At 68.8% G+C, this 23,822-nt stretch carries 26 protein-coding genes; 8 read left to right on the forward strand and 18 right to left on the reverse strand.

Going from position 1 to position 23,822, the window contains the following annotated elements:
- Nucleotides 1-131 precede the first annotated feature (131 nt).
- From rbsK to rpmB, 13 genes are all read right to left on the reverse strand, one after another.
- Nucleotides 132-1,061, reverse strand: coding sequence for a ribokinase (rbsK, locus tag C5B99_RS15745; RefSeq protein WP_104243793.1), 930 nt, complete (start codon nt 1,059-1,061; stop codon nt 132-134).
- Entirely contained in the window at nt 1,058-1,468 is a 411-nt protein-coding gene (locus tag C5B99_RS15750) for a DUF6157 family protein (RefSeq protein WP_104243794.1), read from the reverse strand. Before C5B99_RS15750 ends, rbsK begins: the two co-directional genes overlap by 4 nt.
- A 47-nt stretch (nt 1,469-1,515) precedes the next feature.
- Nucleotides 1,516-2,076 (reverse strand): AAA family ATPase, encoded by a 561-nt coding sequence (locus tag C5B99_RS15755; RefSeq protein ID WP_104243796.1) that lies wholly within the window; start codon nt 2,074-2,076, stop codon nt 1,516-1,518.
- 190 nt (nt 2,077-2,266) lie between these two features.
- On the reverse strand, nt 2,267-2,824 hold the full coding sequence (locus tag C5B99_RS15760; RefSeq protein WP_104243798.1) for a YceI family protein: 558 nt from the start codon (nt 2,822-2,824) through the stop codon (nt 2,267-2,269).
- A gap of 166 nt (nt 2,825-2,990) precedes the next feature.
- Entirely contained in the window at nt 2,991-4,280 is a 1,290-nt protein-coding gene (locus C5B99_RS15765; protein WP_104243800.1) for an ATP-dependent RecD-like DNA helicase, read from the reverse strand.
- A complete protein-coding gene (locus C5B99_RS15770; protein WP_228496663.1) occupies nt 4,277-6,430 on the reverse strand; it encodes a cytochrome c oxidase assembly protein in 2,154 nt (717 codons plus the stop codon). The genes C5B99_RS15765 and C5B99_RS15770 overlap by 4 nt, the downstream gene beginning before the upstream one ends.
- 125 nt (nt 6,431-6,555) lie before the next feature.
- Nucleotides 6,556-6,843, reverse strand: coding sequence for an HU family DNA-binding protein (locus C5B99_RS15775; RefSeq protein WP_068483913.1), 288 nt, complete (start codon nt 6,841-6,843; stop codon nt 6,556-6,558).
- Nucleotides 6,844-7,099: 256 nt separating this feature from the next.
- Nucleotides 7,100-8,818: an AMP-binding protein gene (locus tag C5B99_RS15780; protein ID WP_104244162.1), complete on the reverse strand. Its 1,719-nt coding sequence runs from the start codon at nt 8,816-8,818 to the stop codon at nt 7,100-7,102.
- 767 nt (nt 8,819-9,585) lie between these two features.
- Nucleotides 9,586-9,822, reverse strand: a complete 237-nt coding sequence (locus C5B99_RS15785) for a helix-turn-helix transcriptional regulator (protein ID WP_104243802.1) — start codon at nt 9,820-9,822, stop codon at nt 9,586-9,588.
- A complete protein-coding gene (locus C5B99_RS15790; protein WP_104243804.1) occupies nt 9,822-10,445 on the reverse strand; it encodes a DUF2975 domain-containing protein in 624 nt (207 codons plus the stop codon). Before C5B99_RS15790 ends, C5B99_RS15785 begins: the two co-directional genes overlap by 1 nt.
- Nucleotides 10,446-10,895: 450 nt before the next feature.
- Nucleotides 10,896-11,201: a 30S ribosomal protein S14 gene (rpsN, locus tag C5B99_RS15795; RefSeq protein ID WP_068483923.1), complete on the reverse strand. Its 306-nt coding sequence runs from the start codon at nt 11,199-11,201 to the stop codon at nt 10,896-10,898.
- Nucleotides 11,202-11,203: 2 nt separating this feature from the next.
- Nucleotides 11,204-11,374: a 50S ribosomal protein L33 gene (rpmG, locus tag C5B99_RS15800; protein WP_068483925.1), complete on the reverse strand. Its 171-nt coding sequence runs from the start codon at nt 11,372-11,374 to the stop codon at nt 11,204-11,206.
- Nucleotides 11,374-11,610 (reverse strand): 50S ribosomal protein L28, encoded by a 237-nt coding sequence (gene rpmB, locus C5B99_RS15805; protein ID WP_068483927.1) that lies wholly within the window; start codon nt 11,608-11,610, stop codon nt 11,374-11,376. Before rpmB ends, rpmG begins: the two co-directional genes overlap by 1 nt.
- Before the next feature lie 195 nt (nt 11,611-11,805).
- Here rpmB and C5B99_RS15810 point away from each other — a divergent pair, with 195 nt between their 5' ends.
- On the forward strand, nt 11,806-13,161 hold the full coding sequence (locus C5B99_RS15810) for a carboxylesterase family protein (protein ID WP_104244164.1): 1,356 nt from the start codon (nt 11,806-11,808) through the stop codon (nt 13,159-13,161).
- 24 nt (nt 13,162-13,185) lie between these two features.
- On the opposite strand, the gene C5B99_RS15815 is transcribed toward C5B99_RS15810, so the two are convergent.
- A complete protein-coding gene (locus tag C5B99_RS15815) occupies nt 13,186-13,914 on the reverse strand; it encodes a DUF554 domain-containing protein (RefSeq protein ID WP_104243806.1) in 729 nt (242 codons plus the stop codon).
- 296 nt (nt 13,915-14,210) lie between these two features.
- On the opposite strand from C5B99_RS15815, the gene C5B99_RS15820 reads away from it, so the two are divergent.
- Nucleotides 14,211-14,726, forward strand: a complete 516-nt coding sequence (locus C5B99_RS15820; RefSeq protein WP_146080610.1) for a hypothetical protein — start codon at nt 14,211-14,213, stop codon at nt 14,724-14,726.
- Between the two features lie 129 nt (nt 14,727-14,855).
- On the opposite strand, the gene C5B99_RS15825 is transcribed toward C5B99_RS15820, so the two are convergent.
- Nucleotides 14,856-15,188: a hypothetical protein gene (locus C5B99_RS15825; RefSeq protein ID WP_104243810.1), complete on the reverse strand. Its 333-nt coding sequence runs from the start codon at nt 15,186-15,188 to the stop codon at nt 14,856-14,858.
- Nucleotides 15,189-15,344: 156 nt separating this feature from the next.
- Between C5B99_RS15825 and C5B99_RS15830 the strand changes: the two genes are divergently transcribed.
- Nucleotides 15,345-16,103, forward strand: coding sequence for a hypothetical protein (locus tag C5B99_RS15830; RefSeq protein ID WP_104243812.1), 759 nt, complete (start codon nt 15,345-15,347; stop codon nt 16,101-16,103).
- Here C5B99_RS15830 and C5B99_RS15835 read toward each other — a convergent pair.
- On the reverse strand, nt 16,079-16,315 hold the full coding sequence (locus tag C5B99_RS15835; protein ID WP_104243814.1) for an MbtH family NRPS accessory protein: 237 nt from the start codon (nt 16,313-16,315) through the stop codon (nt 16,079-16,081). The two genes, C5B99_RS15830 and C5B99_RS15835, sit on opposite strands and share 25 nt — an antisense overlap.
- Nucleotides 16,316-16,550: 235 nt before the next feature.
- Between C5B99_RS15835 and C5B99_RS15840 the strand changes: the two genes are divergently transcribed.
- From C5B99_RS15840 to C5B99_RS15855, 4 genes are all read left to right on the forward strand, one after another.
- Nucleotides 16,551-18,017 (forward strand): YdiU family protein, encoded by a 1,467-nt coding sequence (locus tag C5B99_RS15840; protein ID WP_104243816.1) that lies wholly within the window; start codon nt 16,551-16,553, stop codon nt 18,015-18,017.
- Between the two features lie 66 nt (nt 18,018-18,083).
- Nucleotides 18,084-19,400, forward strand: a complete 1,317-nt coding sequence (locus C5B99_RS15845; protein ID WP_104243818.1) for a sensor histidine kinase — start codon at nt 18,084-18,086, stop codon at nt 19,398-19,400.
- Complete coding sequence (locus C5B99_RS15850; RefSeq protein ID WP_104243820.1) at nt 19,394-20,110, forward strand: response regulator transcription factor; 717 nt, start codon at nt 19,394-19,396, stop codon at nt 20,108-20,110. Before C5B99_RS15845 ends, C5B99_RS15850 begins: the two co-directional genes overlap by 7 nt.
- Nucleotides 20,111-20,225: 115 nt before the next feature.
- Complete coding sequence (locus tag C5B99_RS15855; RefSeq protein WP_258063421.1) at nt 20,226-20,765, forward strand: MarR family winged helix-turn-helix transcriptional regulator; 540 nt, start codon at nt 20,226-20,228, stop codon at nt 20,763-20,765.
- Here the strand turns inward: C5B99_RS15855 and C5B99_RS15860 are convergent.
- The gene (locus tag C5B99_RS15860; protein ID WP_104243822.1) at nt 20,762-21,145 is read right to left on the reverse strand and encodes a hypothetical protein; all 384 of its coding nucleotides are present in this window, start codon (nt 21,143-21,145) and stop codon (nt 20,762-20,764) included. The genes C5B99_RS15855 and C5B99_RS15860 overlap by 4 nt on opposite strands.
- 171 nt (nt 21,146-21,316) lie before the next feature.
- Between C5B99_RS15860 and trmB the strand changes: the two genes are divergently transcribed.
- The gene (gene trmB, locus C5B99_RS15865) at nt 21,317-22,057 is read left to right on the forward strand and encodes a tRNA (guanosine(46)-N7)-methyltransferase TrmB (RefSeq protein ID WP_104243824.1); all 741 of its coding nucleotides are present in this window, start codon (nt 21,317-21,319) and stop codon (nt 22,055-22,057) included.
- On the opposite strand, the gene C5B99_RS15870 is transcribed toward trmB, so the two are convergent.
- The gene (locus C5B99_RS15870) at nt 22,035-23,651 is read right to left on the reverse strand and encodes a DHA2 family efflux MFS transporter permease subunit (RefSeq protein ID WP_104243826.1); all 1,617 of its coding nucleotides are present in this window, start codon (nt 23,649-23,651) and stop codon (nt 22,035-22,037) included. The two genes, trmB and C5B99_RS15870, sit on opposite strands and share 23 nt — an antisense overlap.
- Between the last annotated feature and the right edge of the window lie 171 nt (nt 23,652-23,822).

A 23,822-nucleotide genomic window follows, 5' to 3' on the forward strand; every position in this document is an offset into this window, starting at 1 on the left:
CGACGGCAGCCGGTGGGCTCCGCTCCACACCCTGCCGCGCGCGCCGCCCGGCGGCCAACTTCCGTGATCAACGAGGCCAAGACGCTACTCTCAACGCGGCGAGCGCCGATCCATCACGCAAGTTGGCCGCATCAGCTGGCGAGCAACTCCTCGATCTCGGCGGCCGTCGGGATGCTCGGCGAGGCCCCGCGCTTCGAGACGGCGAGAGCACCAGCGGCCGCCCCGAACCGGATCGCCGCTTCCAGCGATCCCCCGCCAGCGAGCGCAGCCCCGAGCGCACCGGCGAAGGCGTCGCCGGCCGCCGTCGTATCGACGGCGTCGACCTCGATCACGGGGAACGTCTCCGCGCGTTCGGGCGTCACGAGCGTCGTCCCGTCCCCGCCGCGCGTGACGAGCACCGCCCCGACGCCGCGGTCGAGGAACCACCGTCCGGCCTCGACGGCGCTCGCCTCCGAGTCGACGACGATGCCCGTGAGCATCCGCGCCTCCGTTTCGTTGGGGGTGACGAGGTCGACGAGGCGCCACACCTCCTCGTCGAGAGGTGCGGCGGGCGCCGGGTCGAGGATCGTCGTGATCCCGGCATCCCGCGCCGTGCGCAGGATGCTCGCGGTCAGCCGCGCGGGAGTCTCGAGCTGGGTGAGCAGCACCGAGCTCGTGGCCGCGGAGTCGCGGATGCCCTGCACGACGGTCGCCTCATCGAGCGCGTCGTTCGCTCCCGGCACGATGACGATGGAGTTCTCGCCGCTCGCATCCACGCGGATGTGCGCGATACCCGTCTCCCCTGACACCGTCCGCAGCCTGTCGACACCCACGCCGGCGTCGACGAGCTCGCGCGTGACCATCGTGCCGAACGTGTCGTCGCCGACGCACGCGATGAACGAGGTGGATGCGCCAGCGCGGGCGGCCGCGACGGCCTGGTTCGCCCCTTTCCCCCCGAGGGCCAGGCTGAAGCTGTCGCCCCGCAGCGTCTCGCCGGGTTCCGGCGGCCGGGCGGAGAAGGCGGTGAGGTCGGCGGAGACGCTCCCGACGACAAGCACGCCGCTTCGGTTCGTGCCGCTCATGCGCGCTTCGAGCGCATCGCCTTGAGCTGCGTGAGCGACGCGTCGCCCGCCTTCTCCTCGTACTCGTCCGAGCCGAGCGGCACGAGCGCGACTCGCGCCTCATCGTCGGAGTGGATGCCCCACCCCCAGCGCTTCCCGAGGGGAGACGCGCGAAGGCACGCCTGGTCTTTGGCGAAGAAGGCGGCCCTGGCCGCGTCCCGCTCCTCAGCCGGTACCGCGTTGCGCACGGCGTAGGTCTCGAAGAGCACATCGTCGGACGTGTACTCGTACGGGTGCGCGGCGATGAGGGCGTGCTGGAGGCTCGCGATGGTCGGCCCCTTCGCCGACTCGGGCGGCGCCTCAGCCTCGTCGACGGGGCAGTCGTCGGCGATCTGGATGAACGTGCTCGCGTAGTTCGTCGTTCCCATGGGCAGAGCCTACGGGGCGTGCATCGCAACACGCGGGGCTCGTCACGTCAGCGATGCGGGCGCAGGCTCCGAAGCCAGTCGTCGGCCTCGGCCTGCGACCGGAGACGGATCACGCGGAGGTTCGGCCGGGCCCGCTCGGCCGCGTCCACTCTCCGGCGAATCTTGGCGCGCCCCTTCCACCCCCACCGGACGATGTGCTCCGGGTCGACGAGGATCGTGTGCAGGGGAGGCTCGATGTTGCCGTTCCACAGTTCGACGCGCCGCAGTCTTCTGCGGAGCGTGCGCCGCACGAGCCGCGACATGTGCGTCCAGACCGAGTAGTCGAGGAACACGAGCGTGTCGGCCCGGCTCGTGAGCAGGTCACCGAGCTGAGTCGCGTACTGCCACTCCGTGACCCAGCGCTCCTCGCTGGTGAACGCGTCGACGGACTCGAGGAACCCGCGCTGCACCGTCCATCCCGGGCCATGGAACAGGGCGTCGATCTCAGTGTGCGGAAGGTTCGCGTTGCGTTCCACCTGGCGCGCAACCGCCGTCTTCCCGACGCCGGCGGCACCCGCGATCAGCACGCGCCGAGGGGCGGATTCCGGGGAACCTGCAGGAGCTGACACTCTGCAACCCTACGGTCACCTTCCGGCACTCGCCGGCCTGCTGCAGCCCGAGCTCGCCGCGGGGTGGTCGGCGACGGAGACACGAAGATGGCCGGACACACGGTGTCCGGCCATCTTGTGCGCGTTCAGGGGAGACGCGCAACACGATCGGGGGATCGCGCCTCGGCCGCCGAAGCGACCTGGTTCGTCCTTAGACGGCGAGCGTCGCCTGCACGTCGAGGTTGATCGTGACGGTGTCACCGAGCGTGAGGCCGCCGGCCTCGGTCGGTGCGTTCCAGTTGACGCCGAAGTCCTTGCGGTTGATCTTCGTGACAGCCTCGAAGCCGAGCTTCTTCTGGCCGTAGCCGTCGGTCGTGATGCCACCGAACTCGACATCGAACGTGACGGGCTTGGTGACGCCGCGGAGCGTGAGCTCGCCGTCGACCTTGACCGAGTCGCCCTCGACGCGCGTGGCGGAGGAGGCGAACGTGAAGGTCGGGAACTCCTCGGCAAGGAAGAAGTCGGAGGTCGCGAGGTGCTGGTCACGAGCAGGCTGCTTCGTGTTGACCGATGCGACCTCGACCTCGGCGTTGACCGTGGACTCCTCGATCGTCTCACCCGTCGTGATGGTGCCCGAGAAGGTCTCGAAGCCGCCACGGACCTTGCTGATCGCGAGGTGGCGAACGACGAAGCCGACCTCGGTGTGCGTGGGGTCGATGTTCCAGGTGCCGGCGGTCCAGCCGTTGATGTCTGCTGCGCTGATGCTCATGTCTTCTCCTGAAGGGTCGTTGGGTGCTGTCTCGGTCAAGTCCTGGACAACGTAACACATTGTTGCGGATACAAGTTATTCAAACGCATAGAACTGTGACGGTATTCCGACGACCAGGGAAATCTTTGGGAAACGGGACGACAGCCTCGGCGGCCAGCCGTCTGAGCTAGCCCTGCTGCTGCTTCGCGGCGTCGCTGACCGACTTCATGAACCGCAGCACATTGTCATCCACGAAGATGTCGTTCGGCTGCAGCGGCCGCGACAGATGCAGCCCATCGAGCGCCCGGATGCGCGACAGGGCCACGTAGGTCTGCCCGGGCGAGAAGGCCCTCGCCCCGAGGTCGACGACGGCGCGATCGTAGGTCTTCCCCTGGGACTTGTGGATGGTCACCGCCCACGCGAGCCGCAGCGGGAACTGCGTGAACTCCCCCACGACGTCGCGCGACAGCTCCCGCGTATCCGGCGAGTACGAGTACTTCAGCTTCTCCCACACGAGGGGCTCCACCTCGTGCTCGTCGCCATCGATCTCGACGTAGACGGTCTTGTCGATGCGCGTGACCTCACCGATCGAGCCGTTCACCCAGCGCCCGTCAGAGTCGTTGCGCAGGAACATCACCTGCGCGCCGACCTTCAGATCGAGGCGTTCATCCGCGGGGAAGTTGCGGCCGCCGAACTCCCCCGAGATGTCGGCGTTCGCGGTCATCGACGCCCCGGGCAGGCGCTCAAGGTTCTGCGCGTTGATGCGAGAGACCTGCGCGTTGCGCGACGCGAGCGTGATCGTGCCGTCGGCCGGGGCGGGCCTCGCGCCGACCGTATTGAGGCGGTTCGCCATGTCGGCCGTGACCTGCCCGTACCTGACGGCCGTGAGGATGTTCTTGAACTCGTCCTCGTGCTGCCGGTGGATCTCGCGCAGGGCGTGGATGCGCAGCTCCGCCTCCTGCCACACCCTCGCGTCGAAGAACCACAGCGAACGGTAGTGGTCGCGGAAGTACGCGCGCTCATCGGGGTCCGACGGCGGCACCGGCGCCAGCTGGAACGGGTCGCCGAACATCACGAGCTGCACGCCGCCGAACGCCTCGTTCTTCCGCTGGCGCGCCTGCCGCAGCGAGCGGTCGATGGCGTCCATGAGGTCGGCGCTCACCATCGACACCTCGTCGATGACGAGCGTGTCGATCTTGTTGAGCAGCTTCCGCACATCCCCGTTCTGCTCGATGGGCGCATCCCCGATGACGCCGATCGGCAGCTTGAAGAGCGAGTGGATGGTCTGCCCGCCCACGTTGAGGGCCGCGACTCCCGTGGGTGCCGCGATGACGAGCTGCTTCGACGTGTGCCACGCGAGGTGGTTGAGGAGCGTCGACTTGCCCGTGCCGGCGCGCCCCGTCACGAACAGGTGCTCGCGCGTGTGCTCGATGGCGTCGAACACACCCTGCTGCTCCGGGGTGAGGACGATCGTCACTTGGTGGACTCCTGCTGCTGCTCGCGCTGGAGCCGCTCCTGCTTGCGCTTCTCCAGCGCCTCCGTGCGGTCGGCCATCACCTTGAGCTGCGCGTTGTACGCCTCGAGCTCCGCGTCGCCGTCACGGTCGGCCTTCCGGTCGCGCCGCTTCGCCTCCCGGTCGTCGGACCGGGACCACGAGTAGGCGACGAGCATCGCGAGGAGCACCGTCGGCACCTCGCCGACACCCCACGCTATGGCACCGCCGATCTGCTGGTCGGTGATGGCATCAGCTCCCCACGGCCTGCCCATCGCGCCATACCAGTCGGCGAGCAGCAGGCCCGTGCCACTCATGATGCTGAGGCCGAAGAAGGCGTGGAACGTCATGACCAGCACGAGGGCGATGAGGCGCATCGGGTAGGGGGCGCGGGTGCCGATCGGGTCGATGCCGATGAGCGCGTTGGCGAAGAGGTAGCCGACGATGAGGAAGTCGGCGATCATCCACATGTGCCCGACGTGGTCGGTCACCGCCCAGCGGAACAGCGGAGTGTAGTAGAAGACGAGCAGCGAGCCAGCGAAGACGACGGCGGACACGATGGGGTGCGAGAAGAACTTCGCCCACCTCGAGTGCACGAACTTGAGCGCCCACTCGCGCGTGCCGAGGCTGCCGTCGTGGCGCGCGTGCACGCTGCGCAGGAGGAGCGTCATGGGGGCCGACAGCACGAACATGATCGGAACCAGCATGGTGAGGAACATGTGCTGCGTCATGTGGAAGCTGAAGACGAACTTGCCGTAGACGATGAGCGAGCCGTTGACGAGGTACAGCAGGATCACGATGCCGAGGACAAATGAGATCGTGCGACCAAGCGGCCACTCGTCGCCGCGGCGACGCAGGCGCAGGACCCCGGCGATGTAGAAGAACAGGCCGAAGAGACACAGCGTTGTCCACATCGGGTCGAGACGCCACTCGGTGAGCAGACGGAACGGCTCGAACTCAGGAGGCAGCAGCTCGCCCGTGAGCAGCTGCGCCGGCGTCGGGGCCGCGAGCTGGTCGGCCGTGACCTCCGTGACGGGCGACGGGGTACGACCGAGCGCCGCTGCGGCACCGGACGCGATGCCCATGAAGGCGAGTTCGAGCGAGATGAGCCACACCATGGGCTTGCGGGTGGATGCTCCCTGCTCGACGGCAGCGCGCATCCGGTTGATGAGTCCCCGCCGCTGCGCCCAGCCGATGAAGCCGAGCACCACGAGCACAACCGCCTTCACGATGACGATGACCCCGTATGGCGAGGCGAGCTCGGCGAACGAGCCGATGTTGGCGACGCTCGCGACGACACCGGATGCGGCGACCACGATGAACGCGACGAGGGCGAGCGACGAGTAGCGCTCGATCACTGCGAGGCGGCGGACGTCCGGCATGCGCGGCGCGAGGATCGCGACGACGAGGAGGCCACCGAGCCAGAGCGCGGCGCCCATGTAGTGCAGGGTGATGCCACCCACGACGGTCTCGTGGTTCGCGGCGCCCGCGGCGTGGCCCTGCGCCCCGAGCGGCCACAGGCAGAAGAGCGAGAACGCGGCCGAGAGCCCGACCATCCACGGGCTGCGGCTCGCGAACACCACAACCGACAGCAGCAGCACCATGCCGAGCGCCAGCACCCACGCCTGGCCGAGCTCGAGCGAGGTGAAGAAGAAGAGCAGTCCCTGCCCGAAGGCGGCGTCGAGCGAGAACGCGGCGTTGGAGATCTGCAGGTAGGTGAGGAAGGCCGCAGCCGCCGTGGACACCACCCAGGCCGCGGCACCGGACGAGGCGATCGTCATGGCCCGCTCGAACTCGGGCTGCTTGCGACTCGCCGCCCACGCCGCCAGCACCAGGGCGCCGATCGTGACCGAGGCCGACAGGTTCAGCGCGAGACGCGCAACCGGCACACCCCACATGACGATGGGTCCAGGGTCGGAGACGATGAGCGGGGTCGCTCCGCCACCGTAGGCGAGCCCCCAGATGACCGCCACGAGGGCCGCGAGGAGGAAGATCGCCGGCCCGAGCACGATCATGCGCTTCGTGTGCAGCGACCAGGAGTCGGCGCTCGCGCGATTGCGCTCGGCCTTGCTGCCGCCCCTATCCGCAGTTGCCGCCGCCTCGATCGTGGAACCGGAATCGAGGGGCGTAGGCATGATCATCAAGTGTAGATCGTCGCTGGCGCTCGGGCTTGTCATCCACAGGGGAAGCGACCGGCTGGGACAAGAACGCGGGGCCGCTTCCGAGTGGAAGCGACCCCGCGTGCATTCAGGCGCGAAGACTACTTAGCTGCGGCCTTGAGCTTCGAGCCAGCCGAGATCTTGACGCCCTTCGAGGCGGCGATCTGGATGGCTTCACCCGTCTGAGGGTTGCGGCCGGTGCGCGCGGCACGAGCGGTCTGCTCAACGGAGAGCCAGCCCGGGATCGTGACCTTCGTGCCCTTGGCAACGTTCGAGGCGAGTTCGCTGAAGAGTGCGTCGAGGACGCTTCCAACAACAGCCTGGCTCTGGCCGGTCTCGGTCGCGATCGCGGCAACGAGTTCGGTCTTGTTCACAGTCTTGTCTGCCATATGTCCTCCTTAGGACGCAGCCCCGCCCTTGCGAGTGCAGCATGTTGGGTTCAGAAGTCCTGCAGTTCCGCGGGATTCCGCGGCAGGACCTTCGTCAACCTACCAAAACCAGGGCCTCTCGCTTGCAGATTCGCCTGACACGCCGCGTCTTGCCACGGAATTCACCGGTTCGTGGCCGTTCTGGACCGGATCGATGCCCGTATCGGCGCTTGATGGGCCCAAGTAGTGGCGTCGCCCCAGCAGCGACGGAGACCACTCAGCGCCGCTTGATCTCCGGGAAGTCGTCGTCGCGCCACTCCTCGGCGAGACGGGTGCCATCGGCCTCGATCTCGCGATTGCGGAGTTCGACGCGACGGATCTTGCCGGACGCCGTCTTCGGCAGCTCGAAGAACTCGAGACGCCGAACCCGCATGTACGGCGGCATGACCGCGCGGGCATGCCGGAGCACCTCGAGCGCGGTCTGCCGGTTCGACTCCCAGCCAGCCGCGAGCGTCACGTAGGCCTTCGTGATGTTGAGCTTCGTCGCGTCCGGCGCCCCGACGACGCCCGCCTCCGCGACGGCATCGTGCTCCAGGAGGAGGCTCTCGACCTCGAACGGCGACACCTTGAAGTCGGACGACTTGAACACGTCGTCGGTGCGCCCGACGAAGGTGATGCATCCGTTCTCATCGCGCACCGCGACGTCACCGGTATGGAAGAAGCCGTCGCGCACCGCGTTGTCGGTCGCCGCGGGTGAGCCGAGGTACTCGGTCATGAGGTTCACGGGGCGCTCACCACGCATGTCGAGGCAGATCTCCCCCTCGTCGCCTTCGACGCCCGTCACCGGGTCGAGGAGCACCACGTTCATCCCGGGCAGCGGATGCCCCATGGCACCCGGCTTGATGACATCGCCCGGTGCATTCGCGATGAGGGCGGTCGTCTCGGTCTGGCCGTAGCCGTCGCGGATCTCGAGCCCCCACCAGGCGTGGATGCGCGCGATGACCTCGGGGTTCAGTGGCTCACCGGCTGAGAGCAGCTCCCGCATCGCCCGGGGCTTCGCTGACTTGCCGTGCTGCACCAGGATGCGCCACACCGTCGGCGGGGCACAGAACGAGGTTGCGCCCGCCTTGTCGAGCTGGTCGAGCAGGAGGGCCGCGTCGAAGCGCTGGTAGTTGACGACGAAGACCGTCGCCTCGGCGTTCCAGGGCGCGAAGAAGCTGCTCCATGCGTGCTTGCCCCAGCCCGCCGCACTGATCGCGAGGTGCACGCCGCCCGGCTCGACGCCGATCCAGTACATCGTCGAGAGGTGCCCGACGGGGTAGGAGCGGTGCGAATGGACCACGATCTTCGGGTGGCTCGTCGTACCGGAGGTGAAGTAGATGAGGGCGGCGTCGTCGCTTGCCGTCCGCTTCTCGATCGGCGCATCCGACGTGTCGTAGATGTCGTTGAAGTCGAGCCACGCCTCCCGCGCGGCCCCCTCGAGGCCAGCGCCCACCTGCGCGATGCGGTAGCTGCCGAGGACGTTGTCGAACTTCACCGCGTCGGCCTCCTCGGCGATGACGAGACGCACCCTGGCACGTTCGACGCGGTCGTCGAGGTCGTGCGGGCCGAGCACCACGGACGTGGGGAGGATGACGGCGCCGAGCTTGAGCGCGCCGAGCATCGCCTCCCAGAGCTCGCGGCGATTGCCGAGCATGAGCATGACGACGTCACCGCGGCGGATGCCCTGCGCCTCGAGCCAGTTCGCGACCCGGTTGGATCGCCGGCGCAGGTCGTCGAAGCTGTACTTCGCCTCGCTGCCGTCGTCCTCCACGATCCAGAGCGCGGTGCGGTCGTTGCCCTCGGCGATCTGGTCGAACCAGTCGAGCGCCCAGTTGAAGCTGTCTCCGACTTCGGGCCATTCGAACTCCCGGCTCGCGCGCCCAGCGTCTGTGCGGAGGGCGAGCAGCTGGTCACGTGCGCTGCGGAAGGCGTCTGCGCCTCGAACTTCTGACATGCGTGCCATTCTCACGCACCCCGCCGACAAAGACCTTCGCTCTGATAGGGCAGTTTTCTCCCATCCCCGCGGCCGAAACGGGAGGAAACTGCCCCATTCGCGGACCGGGCGGGGCAGGACAGGCCGGGATGGGGCAGCTTCCCCCCATCCATGACGCCGAGACGGGAGGAAACTGCCCTACTCACGGACCGGGCGGGGCAGGACGGGCCGGAATAGGGCAACTTCGCCCCATCCCCGCGGCCAAGACGGGAGGAAACTGCCCCATTCGCGTGGCGGACGCAGCGGGAGGCGCCGGGCGCGGCGGGGCGGGGCGGGGCGCGGATAGGGCAGCTTCCTCCCATCCACGCCCCCAGGACGGGAGGAAACTGCCCTACTCACGGACCGGGCGGGGCAGGACGGGCCGGGATAGGGCAGCTTCGCCCCATCCCCGCGCCCGAAACGGGAGGAAACTGCCCCACTCACGGACCGGGCGGGGCAGGACGGGCCGGGATAGGGCAGCTTCGCCCCATCCCCGCGCCCGAAACGGGAGGAAACCGCCCCACTCACGGACCGGGCGGGGCAGGACGGGCCGGGATAGGGCAGCTTCGCCCCATCCACGTGCCCGTGACGGGAGGAAACCGCCCCATTCACGGACCCGACGCGGCGGGAGCACGGACCGCGGGAGGCGCGGCGCGGGATAGGGCAGTTCCCCCCCATCCATGACGCCACGACGGGAGGAAACTGCCCTACTCACGGACCGGATGCGGTGGGAGGCGCGCGGCGGAGGCTCAGCTTGGCGGGAGGAAGTCGAGCAGCTCGCCCGGCTTGCACTCGAGGACCGCGCAGAGCCTCGCGAGCGTCTCGAAGCGCACCGCCTTGGCGCGGTTGTTCTTGAGGACTGACAGATTGACCACGCTGATCCCCACACGTTCCGAGAGCTCCACGAGCGTGATCCCGCGCCTCGCCATGATCTCCCCGAGGTGGCACACGATGTGGTTCGGCTCCTCGAAGGGGTCCGGCACCATCAGACGAGCCCTTCCTGGTCCTGCTGCAGGCGAGCGCCGCGGCGCATGATGAGGTTCACGACGAGCACGATCACGAGGATGAGCAGGAACGTCCACGTCTGGTCGAGGACCGTCGGCTCCGGGGCGTCTCGTCCGTCCCAGCCGAGCTTCGCAATCGTCCAGTTCGTGCCGAGGAGTTCGAAGAACCCCGGTGCGGCGAGGGCCGCGATGACGAGCCCCGACGACCAGTCGAGGAGGCGGATGCTCTTGCCGCCGAAGAAGTCGCCCTTCGCGAGGTTCCTGGCGAAGAGGAGGAGCATCCACACGGCGGCGAGGCTCAGGAGCGCACCGATGACCTGGCCGATGAGCAGCAGCACGAGGGCGCCGGTGGGGATGAGGTCGCTCGCGACGAGGATCGTCGAGGCCCCGTCAAGCGGGACGTCGGCACCGACAGGAGTGGGGAGCGAAACTGCCGCTCCCTCGAACGATGCGTTGACACGCACCTGGCCGTCGACGAGGAAGCCGATGACGTTCTCGAGCGGCTTGAGGACGACGAGTCCGGCGGCGGCGATGCCGAGCGGCCACAGGTAGCCGAGTTCCTTCGCTTCGCGGTCCGAACCTGTCGCGTTCTGTCGTGCGTTCATGATCTTCCTCCATATCGTTTCTCGATATGCATAACGATAAACGATATGGCTGGATGCGCAACCCCGGCCTCGTAGCTCGTTTCGGGATGCCCTCCACACTTCCGGATGCATTGCAACCCATCCGGAGGCGCGCAAGCCATCTCGAGAGCGAGAGTGCGCCGGAGGGCTGCGTGAGCCCGACAGGGAACGTGCGTGAGCCCGACAGGGAACGTGCGTGAGCCCGCGAGGGATCGCAAGTGGCGGGAGGGGGCCCGAGAGTTGCCCAGGCCAGGATGCGAGAGCCCCGGGCACGAGACCGAAAAACGCCACCGGGCCGCCGTTCCGCGCCCAAGCACGCAAAACCAGCACGCACGAAACTCCAGCGACCCGATCCCCCGCACGCACGAAACCCCCGAGCGAAGACGCTCGGGGGTTTCGGAAAGCACTACGCCATTGCTGGCGGGCCGGTGGTTACCAGCTCGACTTCGTGATTCCTGGCAGCTCGCCACGGTGTGCCATGTCGCGGAAGCGGACACGCGAGATGCCGAACTTCGAGACGTGGCCGCGGGGGCGTCCGTCGATGCTGTCGCGGTTGCGAACGCGGACCGGCGAAGCGTTGCGGGGAAGCTTCTGGAGGCCGACGCGAGCTGCCTCGCGCGACTCGTCGGTGCCGTTCGGGTCGACAAGCGCCTTCTTCAGCTCTGCGCGGCGTTCCGCGTAGCGCTCGACGATGACCTTGCGCTGCTCGTTCTTGGCGATCTTGCTCTTCTTGGCCATGTTTAGCGCTCCTCTCGGAATTCGACGTGCTTGCGGATGACCGGGTCGTACTTCTTCAGCACGAGGCGGTCAGGCGTGTTGCGACGGTTCTTCTTCGTCACGTAGGTGTAGCCCGTTCCAGCGGTGGAGCGGAGCTTGATGATCGGACGTACGTCCTGGCTCTTCTTCGCCATTAGAACTTGACTCCCTTCGCACGAAGCTCAGCGACGACGGACTCGATGCCGCGTGCGTCGATGACCTTGATGCCCTTAGCCGAAAGCGTCAGCGTGATCGTGCGCTTCATGGAAGGCACGAAGTACTTCTTCTTCTGGATGTTCGGGTCGAACCGACGGTTGGTCCGTCGGTGCGAGTGCGAGATGTTGTGACCGAATCCGGGAACCGCCCCGGTCACCTGGCACACTGCTGCCATTGTTTCCTCCGTAGATACCGCGGGAACCAGAAGGCCCCGCCCAAGATCTCTTGTCTGCGTCGATGGCGGTTGCACACCAACACGGTCGCGCCAGAGGGGAACCCCGGCGCACCAAGGGTCGAGCTTAGGCGACACGCCCGGGGAAGCGCAAGCCTGCATCGGGAGAAGCGCTGCGACGGGATGCAAGACTCGAGCATGGTCTCCTCCCCCGGCTTCTCCCCTCCCTGCGGCCCGATCACCGGCTGGACGGAGGACTGGCCCGGTGGCCGGCAGATCGTGCGGGCAACGGGCATCCGCTACGCGAGGGCCGACAGGTTCGGGGCCCCGCGGCCAGAACCCGACCACGGCGAGACCTTCGCTGCGACGAGCTGGGCGCCCGCGTGCCCGCAGGCGCCCATGCCCGTGCTCGAGGAGGTGCTGGGGAGCGGCATCGACGAGCTCGGCGTCGACGAGGACTGCCAGCGGCTGTCGATCACGCTGCCCGATGAGGTGGGGCCCGGGGAGCAGCTGCCCGTGATGGTGTGGATCCACGGCGGCTCGTATGTCTCTGCCGCCGGCGACGCTGCGGCGATGGACCCGGCACCGATCGTCGCCGAGCAGCGTGTGGTCGCCGTCAACGTCACGTTCCGACTCGGCCTGTTCGGGTTCCTCGGGGGCACGGATGCGCGCCCCGCGAACCTGGGGCTGCTCGACATCCTCGAGGCGTTCCGCTGGGTGCAGCGCAACATCGCGGCGTTCGGCGGCGATCCGCGTCAGGTGACCGCCTACGGGCAGTCGGCCGGCGCGCACGCGATCGTGCAGCTGATGGCGCTGCCGGAGGCGGCGAGCCTGTTCCGGCGGGCCATCATCCAGAGCGCGCCCCTCAACGTGGCGGGCGGGCGGGAGGAGATGCAGGGCAGGATGCTCGACGCGACGGACGACCTCACGACCGCGAGCCCCGTCAGCGAGGTGGTGCGGGCGCAAGCAGCCGCGCTGCGTGCCTCGTCCGCGTACGGATTGCAGGGGGCGATGTCGTTCAGCCCGCAGCACGGTCAGCATCCGCTGCCCGACGATGCCGGCGTGCTCGCCGGGCGGGACGCGAACGCTGCGGCGATCGACCTGCTCATCGGCTTCACCGCGGAGGAGGCACTCCTCTTCGTGCCGCGCATCCCGGCCACCAAGCGCCTGAGCGAGCTGCCGATCGTCGGGAAGCCGCTCGCGAGGGCCGTTGTCGGCGCGCTCACGTGGCTCGTCTACCGGCGCGACGCGGCGACGTTCGCGAAGCGGCACGTGCGCGCAGGCGGCCGAGCATCGACGTACGTCGTGAGCTGGAAGGCGCCGCACAACGTGTGGGGTGCCTGCCACATGATCGAGCTGCCGCTGCTCTTCGGCAGCGAGAAGACGTGGCATCGGGCACCGCTCGTGCGCGGCGCGAGCTGGGCGGAGATCGATCGCGAGGGCAAGCGGCTGCGCGCCGTCTGGGGCGACTTCGCCCGCGGAACCCTGCCGACCGGCACCGACAGCATTCCCGGGGTTGCGACCTTCCGGCGCCTCGCGACCCGCGGGCGCTGACCGCAGCCCACGGGGCGCGCACCGCTAGGAGAGGAAGGCCAGGGCCACGGGGGCGATGACCAGCGCTGGCAGCAGGTCGCCGACGGGGATCGGCTTCAGGGGGACCAGGCGGACGCCGAGCGCGATCAGGATGAGGCCACCCACCGCCGAAAGCCCGTCGATCTGGGCGTCGCTGAAGACGTCGCCCGCGAGGAATCCCACGAGCGTGAACGCGCCCTGCAGGATCGCGACCGGGATGGCGGCGAAGAGCACGCCCTTCCCGAAGGTCGAGGCGAAGGCCATCGCAGCGAAGCCGTCGAGCACGGCCTTCACGTAGAGCTGGTCGGCGCCGAGTCCCAGACCGTCGGAGATGGGTCCGAGGATGGAGAGCGGGCCGACGCAGAAGAGCAGCGTCGCGGTCACCATCCCGTCGACGAAGCGACCGTCGCCGTTCGCGTCCGAGGTGAGGCGGCGTCGCACCCAGCCGGCGACGCCTTCGAGCCGGTCCTCGATGCGCAGCCAGGAGCCGAAGAGCGCCCCGAACACGAGCGACAGCAGGATGACGATCATCGCGAACGGACCAGCCGCGTCCGCGAGCGCCTGAGAGCCCATGTCGGCGACGCTCATCCCTCCGAGGACGATCACGAACAGCCCGAGGACGGCGGTGACGGTCGCCTTCGTCCGGTCCTTGAGGCGGTCGCCGAGGAGGATGCCGAGCAGGCCGCCGACGAGGATGAGTGCGACGTTCAAGAGCGTCCCGGACCCGATGATCACGGTCCGATTATCGCGATGCCGTGCGCCGTTTCCGAATCGCGAGCCCCTTGACCCAGCTGGAGCGGCTGCCGCTGTGCGGAAAGTGATCCAGCGAAAGAGGAATATTCCTCAACAGATCGAAGAATATTCGTTAACTCCGGCTGGGCTCACTCGCTGTTGAGAATCCTGACAGACTCGGCGTCGGGGCCTCGACGCCGACGCATCGACGGGGGGTTCGCGAATTCGGGGGGATTCTCATGACCGATGCGGCTTCAGATCGTCGCGCCGTGCTGCACGCCGGAGCGTGGGGCGTCCCGGTGCTCGCCGTCGCGGCGGCGGCGCCGCAAGCGGCGGCAAGTGCCGGCACCGGTGGCGGCTGCAACGACTTCAGCACGGGAGTGTGCAACGTCGATTTCGCGTTCGTCACCGACCCGCCTGGCATCAACGAGATCGGCATTCGGAATCTCACCGACGTTGGACAACGCGTCGAGCTGCGGCACTACTCGTCAAGCGAGCCGGTCACCTTCACCGTCAGGGACACGTTCGGCGAGCTCACGGAGTTCACTCCGTTCCTGCCGGAGACGGCATCGTGGAGCCATGCCTTCGCCAGTGGTGCGTGCGTCAGCTTCGAGACGATCGCCATCGAGACCGGTATCGGCCTGTACACGCTGGATCTGCCGCCGGGAGCAGAGCTCATCCTCGGCGGCAGCATCGACATGCCCTCCAACGCACCGTTGTGCCTGTACACCGGGAAGGTCTGGTTGCGGGGCGACGACCCGTTCACCTGTGTCGCCAATTACTGGCTGCAGTGCACTGCGGAAGACGACGTCTGATCCAGGGAGAGGGGACTTCTGCCCTTCAGCTTGCCGGTGGGCGCTCCTATGGCGGGCTTCACTGCGACGGTGCGGCCCGTCGGGACGGTCTGAGTCAGCTGACACCTGGGCGGATCGCTGCGGCCGGGGTCATGGCCCGGGCTCGATCACCGAGAACACGTAGTAGGTGTGGCCGGGCGCCGAGACCTCGATGACCCTCCCGCCCGGGATGTCGCGTGGCTCGCCCGTCACAACCGTCGGATGCTCGGCTCGCCACGCAGCCACGTCGTCGACGAAGTACATGGGGCCCGCTGCTCCCCAACCGGGCTCGTCGTCGAGCATCAGCTCGATCTCGAGCTCCGGCATCTGCAGCGACACCGTGTGCTCGCCCTCGCGCCACGCCTCCTCCCAGCCGAGGTCGAGGTAGTGCTGCACGGCGGCTTCGAGGTCGTCGACGGGTTGGAACTGGAACGTCAGGATCACGGTGCTCTCCCCGGTGGGCGTGCTGGCTCGGTGCTCCGAATGTAGCCCTCGATGCGCGAGGGGCGCCATGCGCCGATTCCGAATCGTGATGCTCGCGATGAGGGTCGATACGGTTCCGTGACCGGATGCGGGCCGCCGGGTTCGTAGGGTCGGTTCATGCCTTCTCGCCGTCTCACTCCAGCGACGATCGTCTGCGCCGCGCTCGCGGTGCTGCTCGTCGGATGCGCGCCCGCGGGCGCCCCGAGCGTCGTGGGTTCCGCATCCACCCCGGCGCAGACCGCGAGCGCCAGTGTCGAGTCGGCGCCCTCGGAGACGGCACCCTCCCAGGCGTCGCTCGAGGGCATCCCGATGCAGGAGATGACCCAGCAGCCGGTGTCCATGCAGATGACGCAGTGCCTCACGCAGCACGCGAAGTGGATCGACCTTCCCGCGGGCACGACGTCGCCTGACCTGTACACGCGCATCTCGGCGTATGAGCAGGAGCTGCTCTTCCTCCTGCCCGATGCGGTCGGCGGCTTCGACAACGTGGACGTCGCGGCCGACCCCAGCCCGCGCGGCACGGTCACCGTCTTCGTCGTCGGATCCGCGGAGGCCGGCGACGAGGCTGCGGCCGCATGGACGGCGCTGCGCGACGCATCACCGGAAGTGGAGGCCGCCGCGGCCGGCATCGAAGCGGAGGGCGCATCCTTCGCACCGGAGCTCGTCGAGTACTCCTACGCGGAGCTCTGCACGTCGAACCTGGCGATCCTGTCCGTCTGGATGGAGAACGACAAGGGGCTCGTCTCCGCCCGCATGGACGTCGAGCTGAATCGCAACATCCTCGGCATCGAGCCTGAGCTCTTCTCGGACGAGTACCGACAGGAGCTGCTTGCCCTTGGGCCTGCTGGCATCTACGAGTTCGAAGAGGTCCGGTAGTCGCGACCCGGCGGTTGTCTCGCCACGTAGGCGCGGCAGTCCTCCGCGGTCGCCGGGCCGAAGACGCGGACCCACCCGGTGGGGGTCTGGGCGAAGTCCGGCCAGAGCGAGTGCTGCCGGTGCTCGTTCCTGACCACGAACACCTGCTCGCCCGAGTCCTCCCAGGCGCTCACCACGCGCGGAGGGACGTGCAGGAGTGGCGGACGTCGCATCGATCGTGCATTCCGGACCTCGGTTCAGCGTTCACTCGTGCTCCGAGACGGAGCGTGGCACTGTGCCGCAGCGGGGGCTGCGCAGGGGAGCGCGACCGTACGCCCGGAGCCAATGAGTGGGGTGTGAAGTAGGCAGGCGGGCTACCCTCGAGGCGGCCTGCCGATCGCAGCTCTCAGCGCCACCCAGCCGCGCGCTCCCACGCAGCACCCCGCCGCTGCGCCTACTGTGTCCCGCATGACTGCGACAACGCACGAGGGCCTCCTCTTCGGGAATCGCTTCGCGCGCGAGTTCCCCGAGCTCGCCCTTCCCTGGGAGGCCGAACCAGCCCCTGCACCGCGATTGCTGCTCCTCAACGAGGACCTCGCCGGGGAGCTCGGCTTCGAGCCGGCGTTCCTCAGCTCGGAGGACGGCGTCGCGATCCTGCTCGGCACCTCCGTTCCCGAAGGGGCCACCCCGGTCGCGCAGGCCTACGCGGGCCACCAGTTCGGGCAGTACTCGCCGCGCCTCGGCGACGGCCGTGCGCTGCTCCTGGGAGAGGTGACGGATGTGCGCGGACGGCTGCACGACATCCACCTCAAGGGCTCCGGCCGCACCCCGTTCTCTCGCGGCGGCGATGGGCGCGCCGTGCTCGGTCCCATGCTGCGCGAGTACCTCGTGAGCGAGGCGATGCACGCCCTCGGCATCCCGACGACCCGCGCGCTCGCGGTGACCGCGACGGGACGCCACGTCCAGCGCGACGACATCGAGCCTGGCGCGGTGCTCACGAGGGTGGCCAGCAGCCACCTGCGCGTGGGCTCGTTCCAGTACGCGCGGGCCACCGACGACCTGCAGCTGCTGCGTCGCCTCGCCGACCACGCCATCGCCCGGCATTACCCGTCCGTGGCGGGCGCCGAGGCCCCCTATCTCGAGTTCTTCGAGCAGGTGGTGGCCGCACAGGCGAAGCTCGTCGCGCAGTGGATGCTCGTCGGCTTCGTGCACGGGGTCATGAACACGGACAACATGACGATCTCGGGCGAGACGATCGACTACGGGCCGTGCGCGTTCATCGACACGTTCGATCCAGAGGCGGTCTTCAGCTCCATCGATCACCGCGGGCGGTACGCCTTCCGGAACCAGCCGCCCGCCGCTGCCTGGAACCTCGCGAGGTTCGCTGAGGCCCTCCTGCCGCTCTTCGCCGAGGACGAGGCCGAGGCCATCGCTCTTGCTGAGCGCAGCGTGTCGGCGTTCGGCCCTGCCTACGAGGGCGCCTGGAACGCAGGGATGCGGCGCAAGCTCGGCCTGGGCGACGACGTCGACTCGGAGGCGAGCGATCGTCTCGTGGCCGAGCTGCTCGCGCTGCTGCAGAAGAGCGGGGCAGACTCCACCTCCACCTTCCGTGCGCTCAGCGCGTACGCGCGCGGCGACCGCGCACCCGCTCTCGCCGCGTTCGGTGAGGCTGCCCCCTCGTTCCGCACCTGGGCTCAGGCCTGGCTGGCGCTCGCGCCGAGCGCGGGCGCGATGGACCAGGTCAACCCCGTGTACATCCCCCGCAATCATCTTGTCGAGGAGGCCCTCGCCGCCGCAGACGCCGACGACCTCCAGCCGCTCGCCGATCTCCTCGAGGTCGTGACCAGTCCCTACGACATTCGAGCGGGCCGCGAGCGCTACGCGGCCGGGGCGCCGGCGGACTTCGGCGCCTACCGCACCTTCTGCGGCACCTGAGTCGGGCTGCCCGAGTTCAACCGAACGGCCGATCCGCATGTCGGTGGTGGTTCCTAGACTCGCTGCATGACCGTTCCGCTGCCGAAAGCTCCGCCCCTCGTGGACGAACTGGCCCTCGACGGCGTGGAGACGGCTGGTGGGCTGACGCAGAGCGACCTGCGGTCGGCTGAAACTCCGGTGGAGAACCGACGCTGGAAGCCGTGGATGCGCGCGGTGACCATCTCGCTCGGCTCGTTCCTCGGCGGGGCGCTCCTGTTCGTGCTCACGCTCGCGCTCCAGGTGGAGGATCCCGCAACAGATTCGGAATCCGGCGCATTCATCGGGTTCCTGATCGTCAACGTGGTCGTCGGCCTCGCGGCCTGCATCGCCATCGGCCCGGTTCGCGGGTCGCGCGCTGGAAACCTGTGGATCGTCGCCGTCGGCATGGCGAGCTCGCTCGCTTTCGCGGCCTGGCTCGTCGCTGTCATGCGCCTCGGAGCCAGGCGTTCGCTGCCCATGGATGTCTCGGTCGTCGCGATCGTCGTGGTCGGCGGCATCCTCTGGGACTGGTTCGAATCGAGCATCTCCGGCCGCGCGCCCATGGACGCACCGATCTTCTACATCGTCGTCGTCGCGCTCTCGACGATCATCGCCCTGCTCTTCGGCCGGTCACGGGGCACGCGAGCCGCGCTCATCACGTCGCTGCGGGCCCAGGCCGCCTCGGCTGAGCGCGAACGCGCGGCCCTGGCCCAGAGCCGCGCCTCCGACATCGAGCGCGCACGCGCCGAGGAGCGCGCCGCCATCGCCCGCGACATGCACGACTCCATCTCCCACGACCTCGCGGTCGTCGCCACGCAGGCCGGCGCGCTCGCCTACCGCAGCGATCTGTCACCCGAGCTGGTCAGGGAGACGGCCGCCACGGTTCGCGAGTCCGCTGCGCGAGCGAACACGCAACTCCGGGAGGTGCTGCAGGGCATGCGCGAGCCGAGCGAGACCGGGCGAGACGACACGCCGCTCCCCGACCTGGACGGGCTCGCGTCCCTCCTCGTCGACGGCATCCCCGCACACGCGCCGCCTCAGATGACCTGGCTCACCGTCGGGCCAGGAGACCTCTCGAAGCTCTCCGAGGAGCGCATCCGCGCGCTCCACCGCACCCTCTCCGAGCTGTTCGTCAACGCTGGGAAGCACGCACCGGGAGCGGAGGTGCGCGTCGAGCTCGCCGGCGGCGACACCGAGATGGCCATCTCGGTCGCGAACGCCGTCCAGCAGGGGCAGGCTCCCGCGCCGGGCACCGGCTACGGACTCATCGGCGCTCGGGAGCGCATCCACCTCGTGGGCGGCACGCTCGAGGCAGGAGCTCGCACAGACGGCGACTTCGTGGTGGAGGTGAGGCTCCCGTGGTGAACCCCGACAGCATCCGCGTGCTCATCGTCGACGACGAGGCGGGCATCCGTCTCGGCCTGCGCCTGCTCATCGATGGCGCAGAGGGCATTCGTGTCGTCGGCGAGGGCACCAACGGCGAAGAGGCGCTCGCGCTCGCCGCCGAACAGCACCCCGACGTGATCCTCATGGACGTTCGGATGCCCGGGCTCACCGGCATCGACGCCGTCGAGCGACTCACCGCCTCCGGTTCGAGGGCGAAGGTCGTCATGCTCACGGCGTTCGACACCGAGGAGTTCCTCCTGGATGCGCTCCGGGCAGGCGCGGTCTCCTTCCTGCTGAAGGACGCCCCACCCGAGGACATCGTCGGGGCGGTGCTCGACGCCGCGCGAGGCAAGGCCGTCTTCTCGCCGAGCGCCCTCGACCGGCTCGTACGCGCGGCCGCGAACGGCTCGAAGGATGGCGCTCACCACGGCGACAGCGTCGGCACAGGTCAGCGCCCCGCTCGCGACGCACGGGGCGACGAGGTCCTCGCGAGCGTCACGAGCCGAGAGCGGGAGATCGCCCGCTACGTCGCGCAGGGCATGACCAACGCGGAGATCGCTACCGCGCTCTACGTCAGCCAGGCGACGGTCAAGACGCACCTCGCGAGCCTGTTCTCGAAGCTCCACGTCACCAACCGCGTCCAACTCGCGCTGCTCACCCTGGAGTGGGACGCCGCCGGCAGAGTCTGAGCGACCGGCTGGCGGCGCCTGACCGGGGGCTGACCGGCGCCTGACCGTGACGGGTGGCCGCATGCTCCCTGCGTGTACTCTGGGCGGCACCACGGAGATCAAGGGGAGCGCTGCCATGCCGAACATCTCTGCCGCCGAGCGCGACGGCCAGGACGACGGCCAGAGCCCCACCCCGACGGCCGAGCAGAGCCCGGCGCTGCTGCTGAGCATGGCGCTCACCGAGTATGCCGAAGCACGATCCGCGTCGCAGAGCGGGGCACGCCGCTCGCTCGGCATCGGCGAGATGGATGCTCGTGCCCTCGCCTACCTCACGGAGAACCCGGGCGCCAGGCCCAGCGCCCTTCGCGCGCACCTCGGGCTCACGTCCGCCGGTGTCTCCACCCTGTGCGACCGCCTCATCGAGCGGGGCACGATCCATCGCGACATCGACCCGAGCGACCGCCGCGCGAGCCTGCTGACCGTCATCGTCGACCTCGACGCGGAGCCGTGGAATCGCCTCGGCGAATTCGACCGCGACCTCGCCGCGGCCATCGCGGCCGAGGCCGAGCCAGAGACGCTCCTGCGCCTGGCGGAGCTGCTGACACACGCCCTCAGCGTCGGCAACGCGTCGAGCGCAGATGCCGGCGCAGACGCCGCCGCACCTGGCCAGAGCTAGGAGGTCGCCTCAGCCGACACGGGAGTGCGCCCGGTCTGCGAGTGGAGTTCGGCGACCAGCACGATCGACTTCGCCTGCAGGAAGGTGCAGAGCGCTGAGACGACCGCGAGCTCCTGCGAGAGCGCGTGCACGTCGGCGGCAGACAGGTGGAGCGTGTGCTCGCGCGGTTCCATGGTGACCGACCAGCGCGGGCTCTCCCGCGTGCCCGGCTGCAGGTAGACGTCAGTGGGCACGTGCGTCAGCTGCACCCGGACGAGGCCGGTGTCGTGCCCTTCATCGCCGTCCTGCACGATGACGTTGACGACCCCGGGCTCGACATAGCCGAGGCCCTCGAACTCGCGAGCCCATGACTCGAGCACTTCCTTGCTGCGATACGGCATCCTGAACCTCCGAACCGGGGTGATCTCTTCCGCTCCCCAGCATCCACCATCCGCGGCGTCTTCACCGCCTTCCCGCCCGCCCCTGGCGGAGGCTGGCACACTTTGCCGCGTCGGGGAGCCTTCGAAGGCGCCGACTCTCGGGCCGCCGCCCGCATCGCCTAGGTTGGTCGGGTGTCAGACGAAGCAACCACCCAGCCGGCGCAGGATCCCTCGCATCGACCGATCTTCTCGTTCTCGCGACGCAGCGGCCGCCTCACCGACGGCCAGCAGACGTCGTGGGAGTCGCTCGGCCCGAAGTACCTCGTCGAGGTCGAGCGCGCGGAGCTGGACTTCTCCGTGAGCCCGACCTTCCGGGTCGACCCGGCCGAGCTGTTCGGCCGGGATGCGCGGCTTGTCGTCGAGGTCGGCTCGGGCACCGGTGAGGCGGTTGTGGCGGCGGCCGCCGCGCATCCCGAATGGAACTTCCTGGCGGTCGAGGTGTTCGTGGCGGGTCTCGCGCGCACCCTTCGGCGCGTCGAGGACGCGGGGCTCTCGAACGTGCGACTCGTCGAGGCGAACGCCGTCGAGGTGCTCGAGCACATGCTTCCCGCGGGCAGTGTCGAGGAGCTGTGGATCTTCTTCCCCGACCCGTGGCATAAGGCGAAGCACACGAAGCGTCGGCTGGTGCGGGATGGCTTCGGCGCCGTCGCGGCAAGGTCCCTCCGCGCCGGCGGCCGTATGCGGCTCGCGACGGACTGGGAGGACTACGCCTTCCAGATGCGCGAGGTGCTGGATGCGGCTCCCGAGTTCACGAGCGAGCACCCGGGCAGCTGGGCCCCGCGCTTCGAAGGCAGGACCCTCACGGTGTTCGAGCGCAAGGCGGAGAAGGCCGGGAGGCGCATCCACGACCTCAGCTACGTGACGGCGGGCTAGCTTCCGCCTGCGACGACTCCTCGTCCTCTCGCTTCCCCGATCCGAGCCGGATCGTCGCGGCGAGTCCGAGGGCCAGGAACGCGGCGGCGGTGAACGCTGACGCGCGGGTGCCGTCGGAGAGCGCTGCCTTGGCGTCGTCGGCGAAGTCGGCCGTTGCTGGGTTCTCGCCGAGGCCCGCGATCGCGCCGCCGGCAGAGTCGACGACCGCCGAGACCACCTGATCTCGCTGCTCGGCGGGCACCTGGGCGTCGTCGAGCGAAGCGCCAAGGGAGGCGCCCGTCGTGGTGAACAGGATGGTGCCGAGGATGGCGACGCCGAGCGCCGAGCCCACCTGCCGGGACGTGGACTGCGTGCCGGACCCCTGCCCGGAGAGCTCGACGGGCACATCCTGCAGCACGACACCCGTCAGCTGCGCCGTGGCGAGCCCGACACCGAAGCCGTACACGAACAAGGCGGGGATGAGCCAGCCCCACTGCGCATCCGGGGCGATGATGAACCCCGCCCAGGCAATGCCGACGATCTCCGCGAGGATGCCGACGCGCACGATGACCACCGCGCTCACCTTGCCACTGCTCGCCCCCGCGAAGCCGCTCGCGACGAACGAGCCGGCCGCGAGCGCCAGGAGCACGAACCCGGTCTGCAGTGCATCGAAGCCAAGCACGAACTGCAGCCACAACGGCAGCGACAGGATGATGCCGAACTCCCCGAGGGCGACGACAAGCGCCGCCACGTTGCCGTTGCGGAACGACGAGATGCGGAAGAGGGAGAACTCGAGGAGCGTCGACTCGCCCCGACGGGAACGGGACACGCCCCGCGCGATGAAGAGGGCGAGCGCCACGGCCGAGATGGCGAAGGCCACCGGCACCGGCGAGATGGGGAGGGGCCACTCGAACGACCCGATCGTGAACGGCTCGTCGACCGCCCACCAGCCATAGGTGCGCCCCTCGATGAGCCCGAAGACGAGCGCCCCGAACGTGACCACGGAGAGGGCCGCGCCGACGAGGTCGAGGCGCTTCTGCGTCGGCTCCCGCGACTCGTCCACGAAGAGCAGGACACCGACGACGATGATGATGCCGAGTGGCACGTTGATGCCGAACGCCCACCGCCACGAGAACGCTGTCGTGAGCCAGCCGCCGAGGAGCGGCCCGACGGCCGCCATGCCGCCGATCGTCGACCCCCAGACGGCGAACGCGATGCCCCGCTCCCGGCCGCGGAAGGTCGCGTTGATGATCGACAGCGTGGTCGGCAGGATCATGGCGCCGCCCACACCCTGCACGAGACGGGCGAGGATGAGCAGCCCGCCGGTCGGCGCGAGCGCGGCAGCAACCGAGGCGAGCGCGAAGATCACGACCCCGATCAGCATCAGCCGCCGTCGCCCGACGCGGTCGGCGAGGCTGCCGAACAGGAGCAGCAGCGACGCGAACACCAGCGTGTACGCCTCCTGCACCCACTGGACCTCGGTCGACGTGATGCCGAGCTCCGTCACGATCGACGGCACAGCGACGTTCACGATCGTCGAGTCGACGATGATGAGCGCGACCGCGACGCTGATGAAGACCAGACCAACCCACCGACGACGCGCTGACTCCGCCATGATGCTCACTTCTTCTGCTGTGGAACGAGGAGGACGAGGTGAGACTACGCCCGCGATTCTGGAATTTTGCTCAATTGTTTAACTACTTTCGGGGCGGAGGTGAATCAGGTGATGTTGGCGTTTCATTCCCTCCCTGACCGTTCATGACAACCTCCGGCGCACCATTTGTTG

Source organism: Pseudoclavibacter sp. Z016, from assembly GCF_002931215.1.
Lineage (GTDB): Bacteria > Actinomycetota > Actinomycetes > Actinomycetales > Microbacteriaceae > Pseudoclavibacter.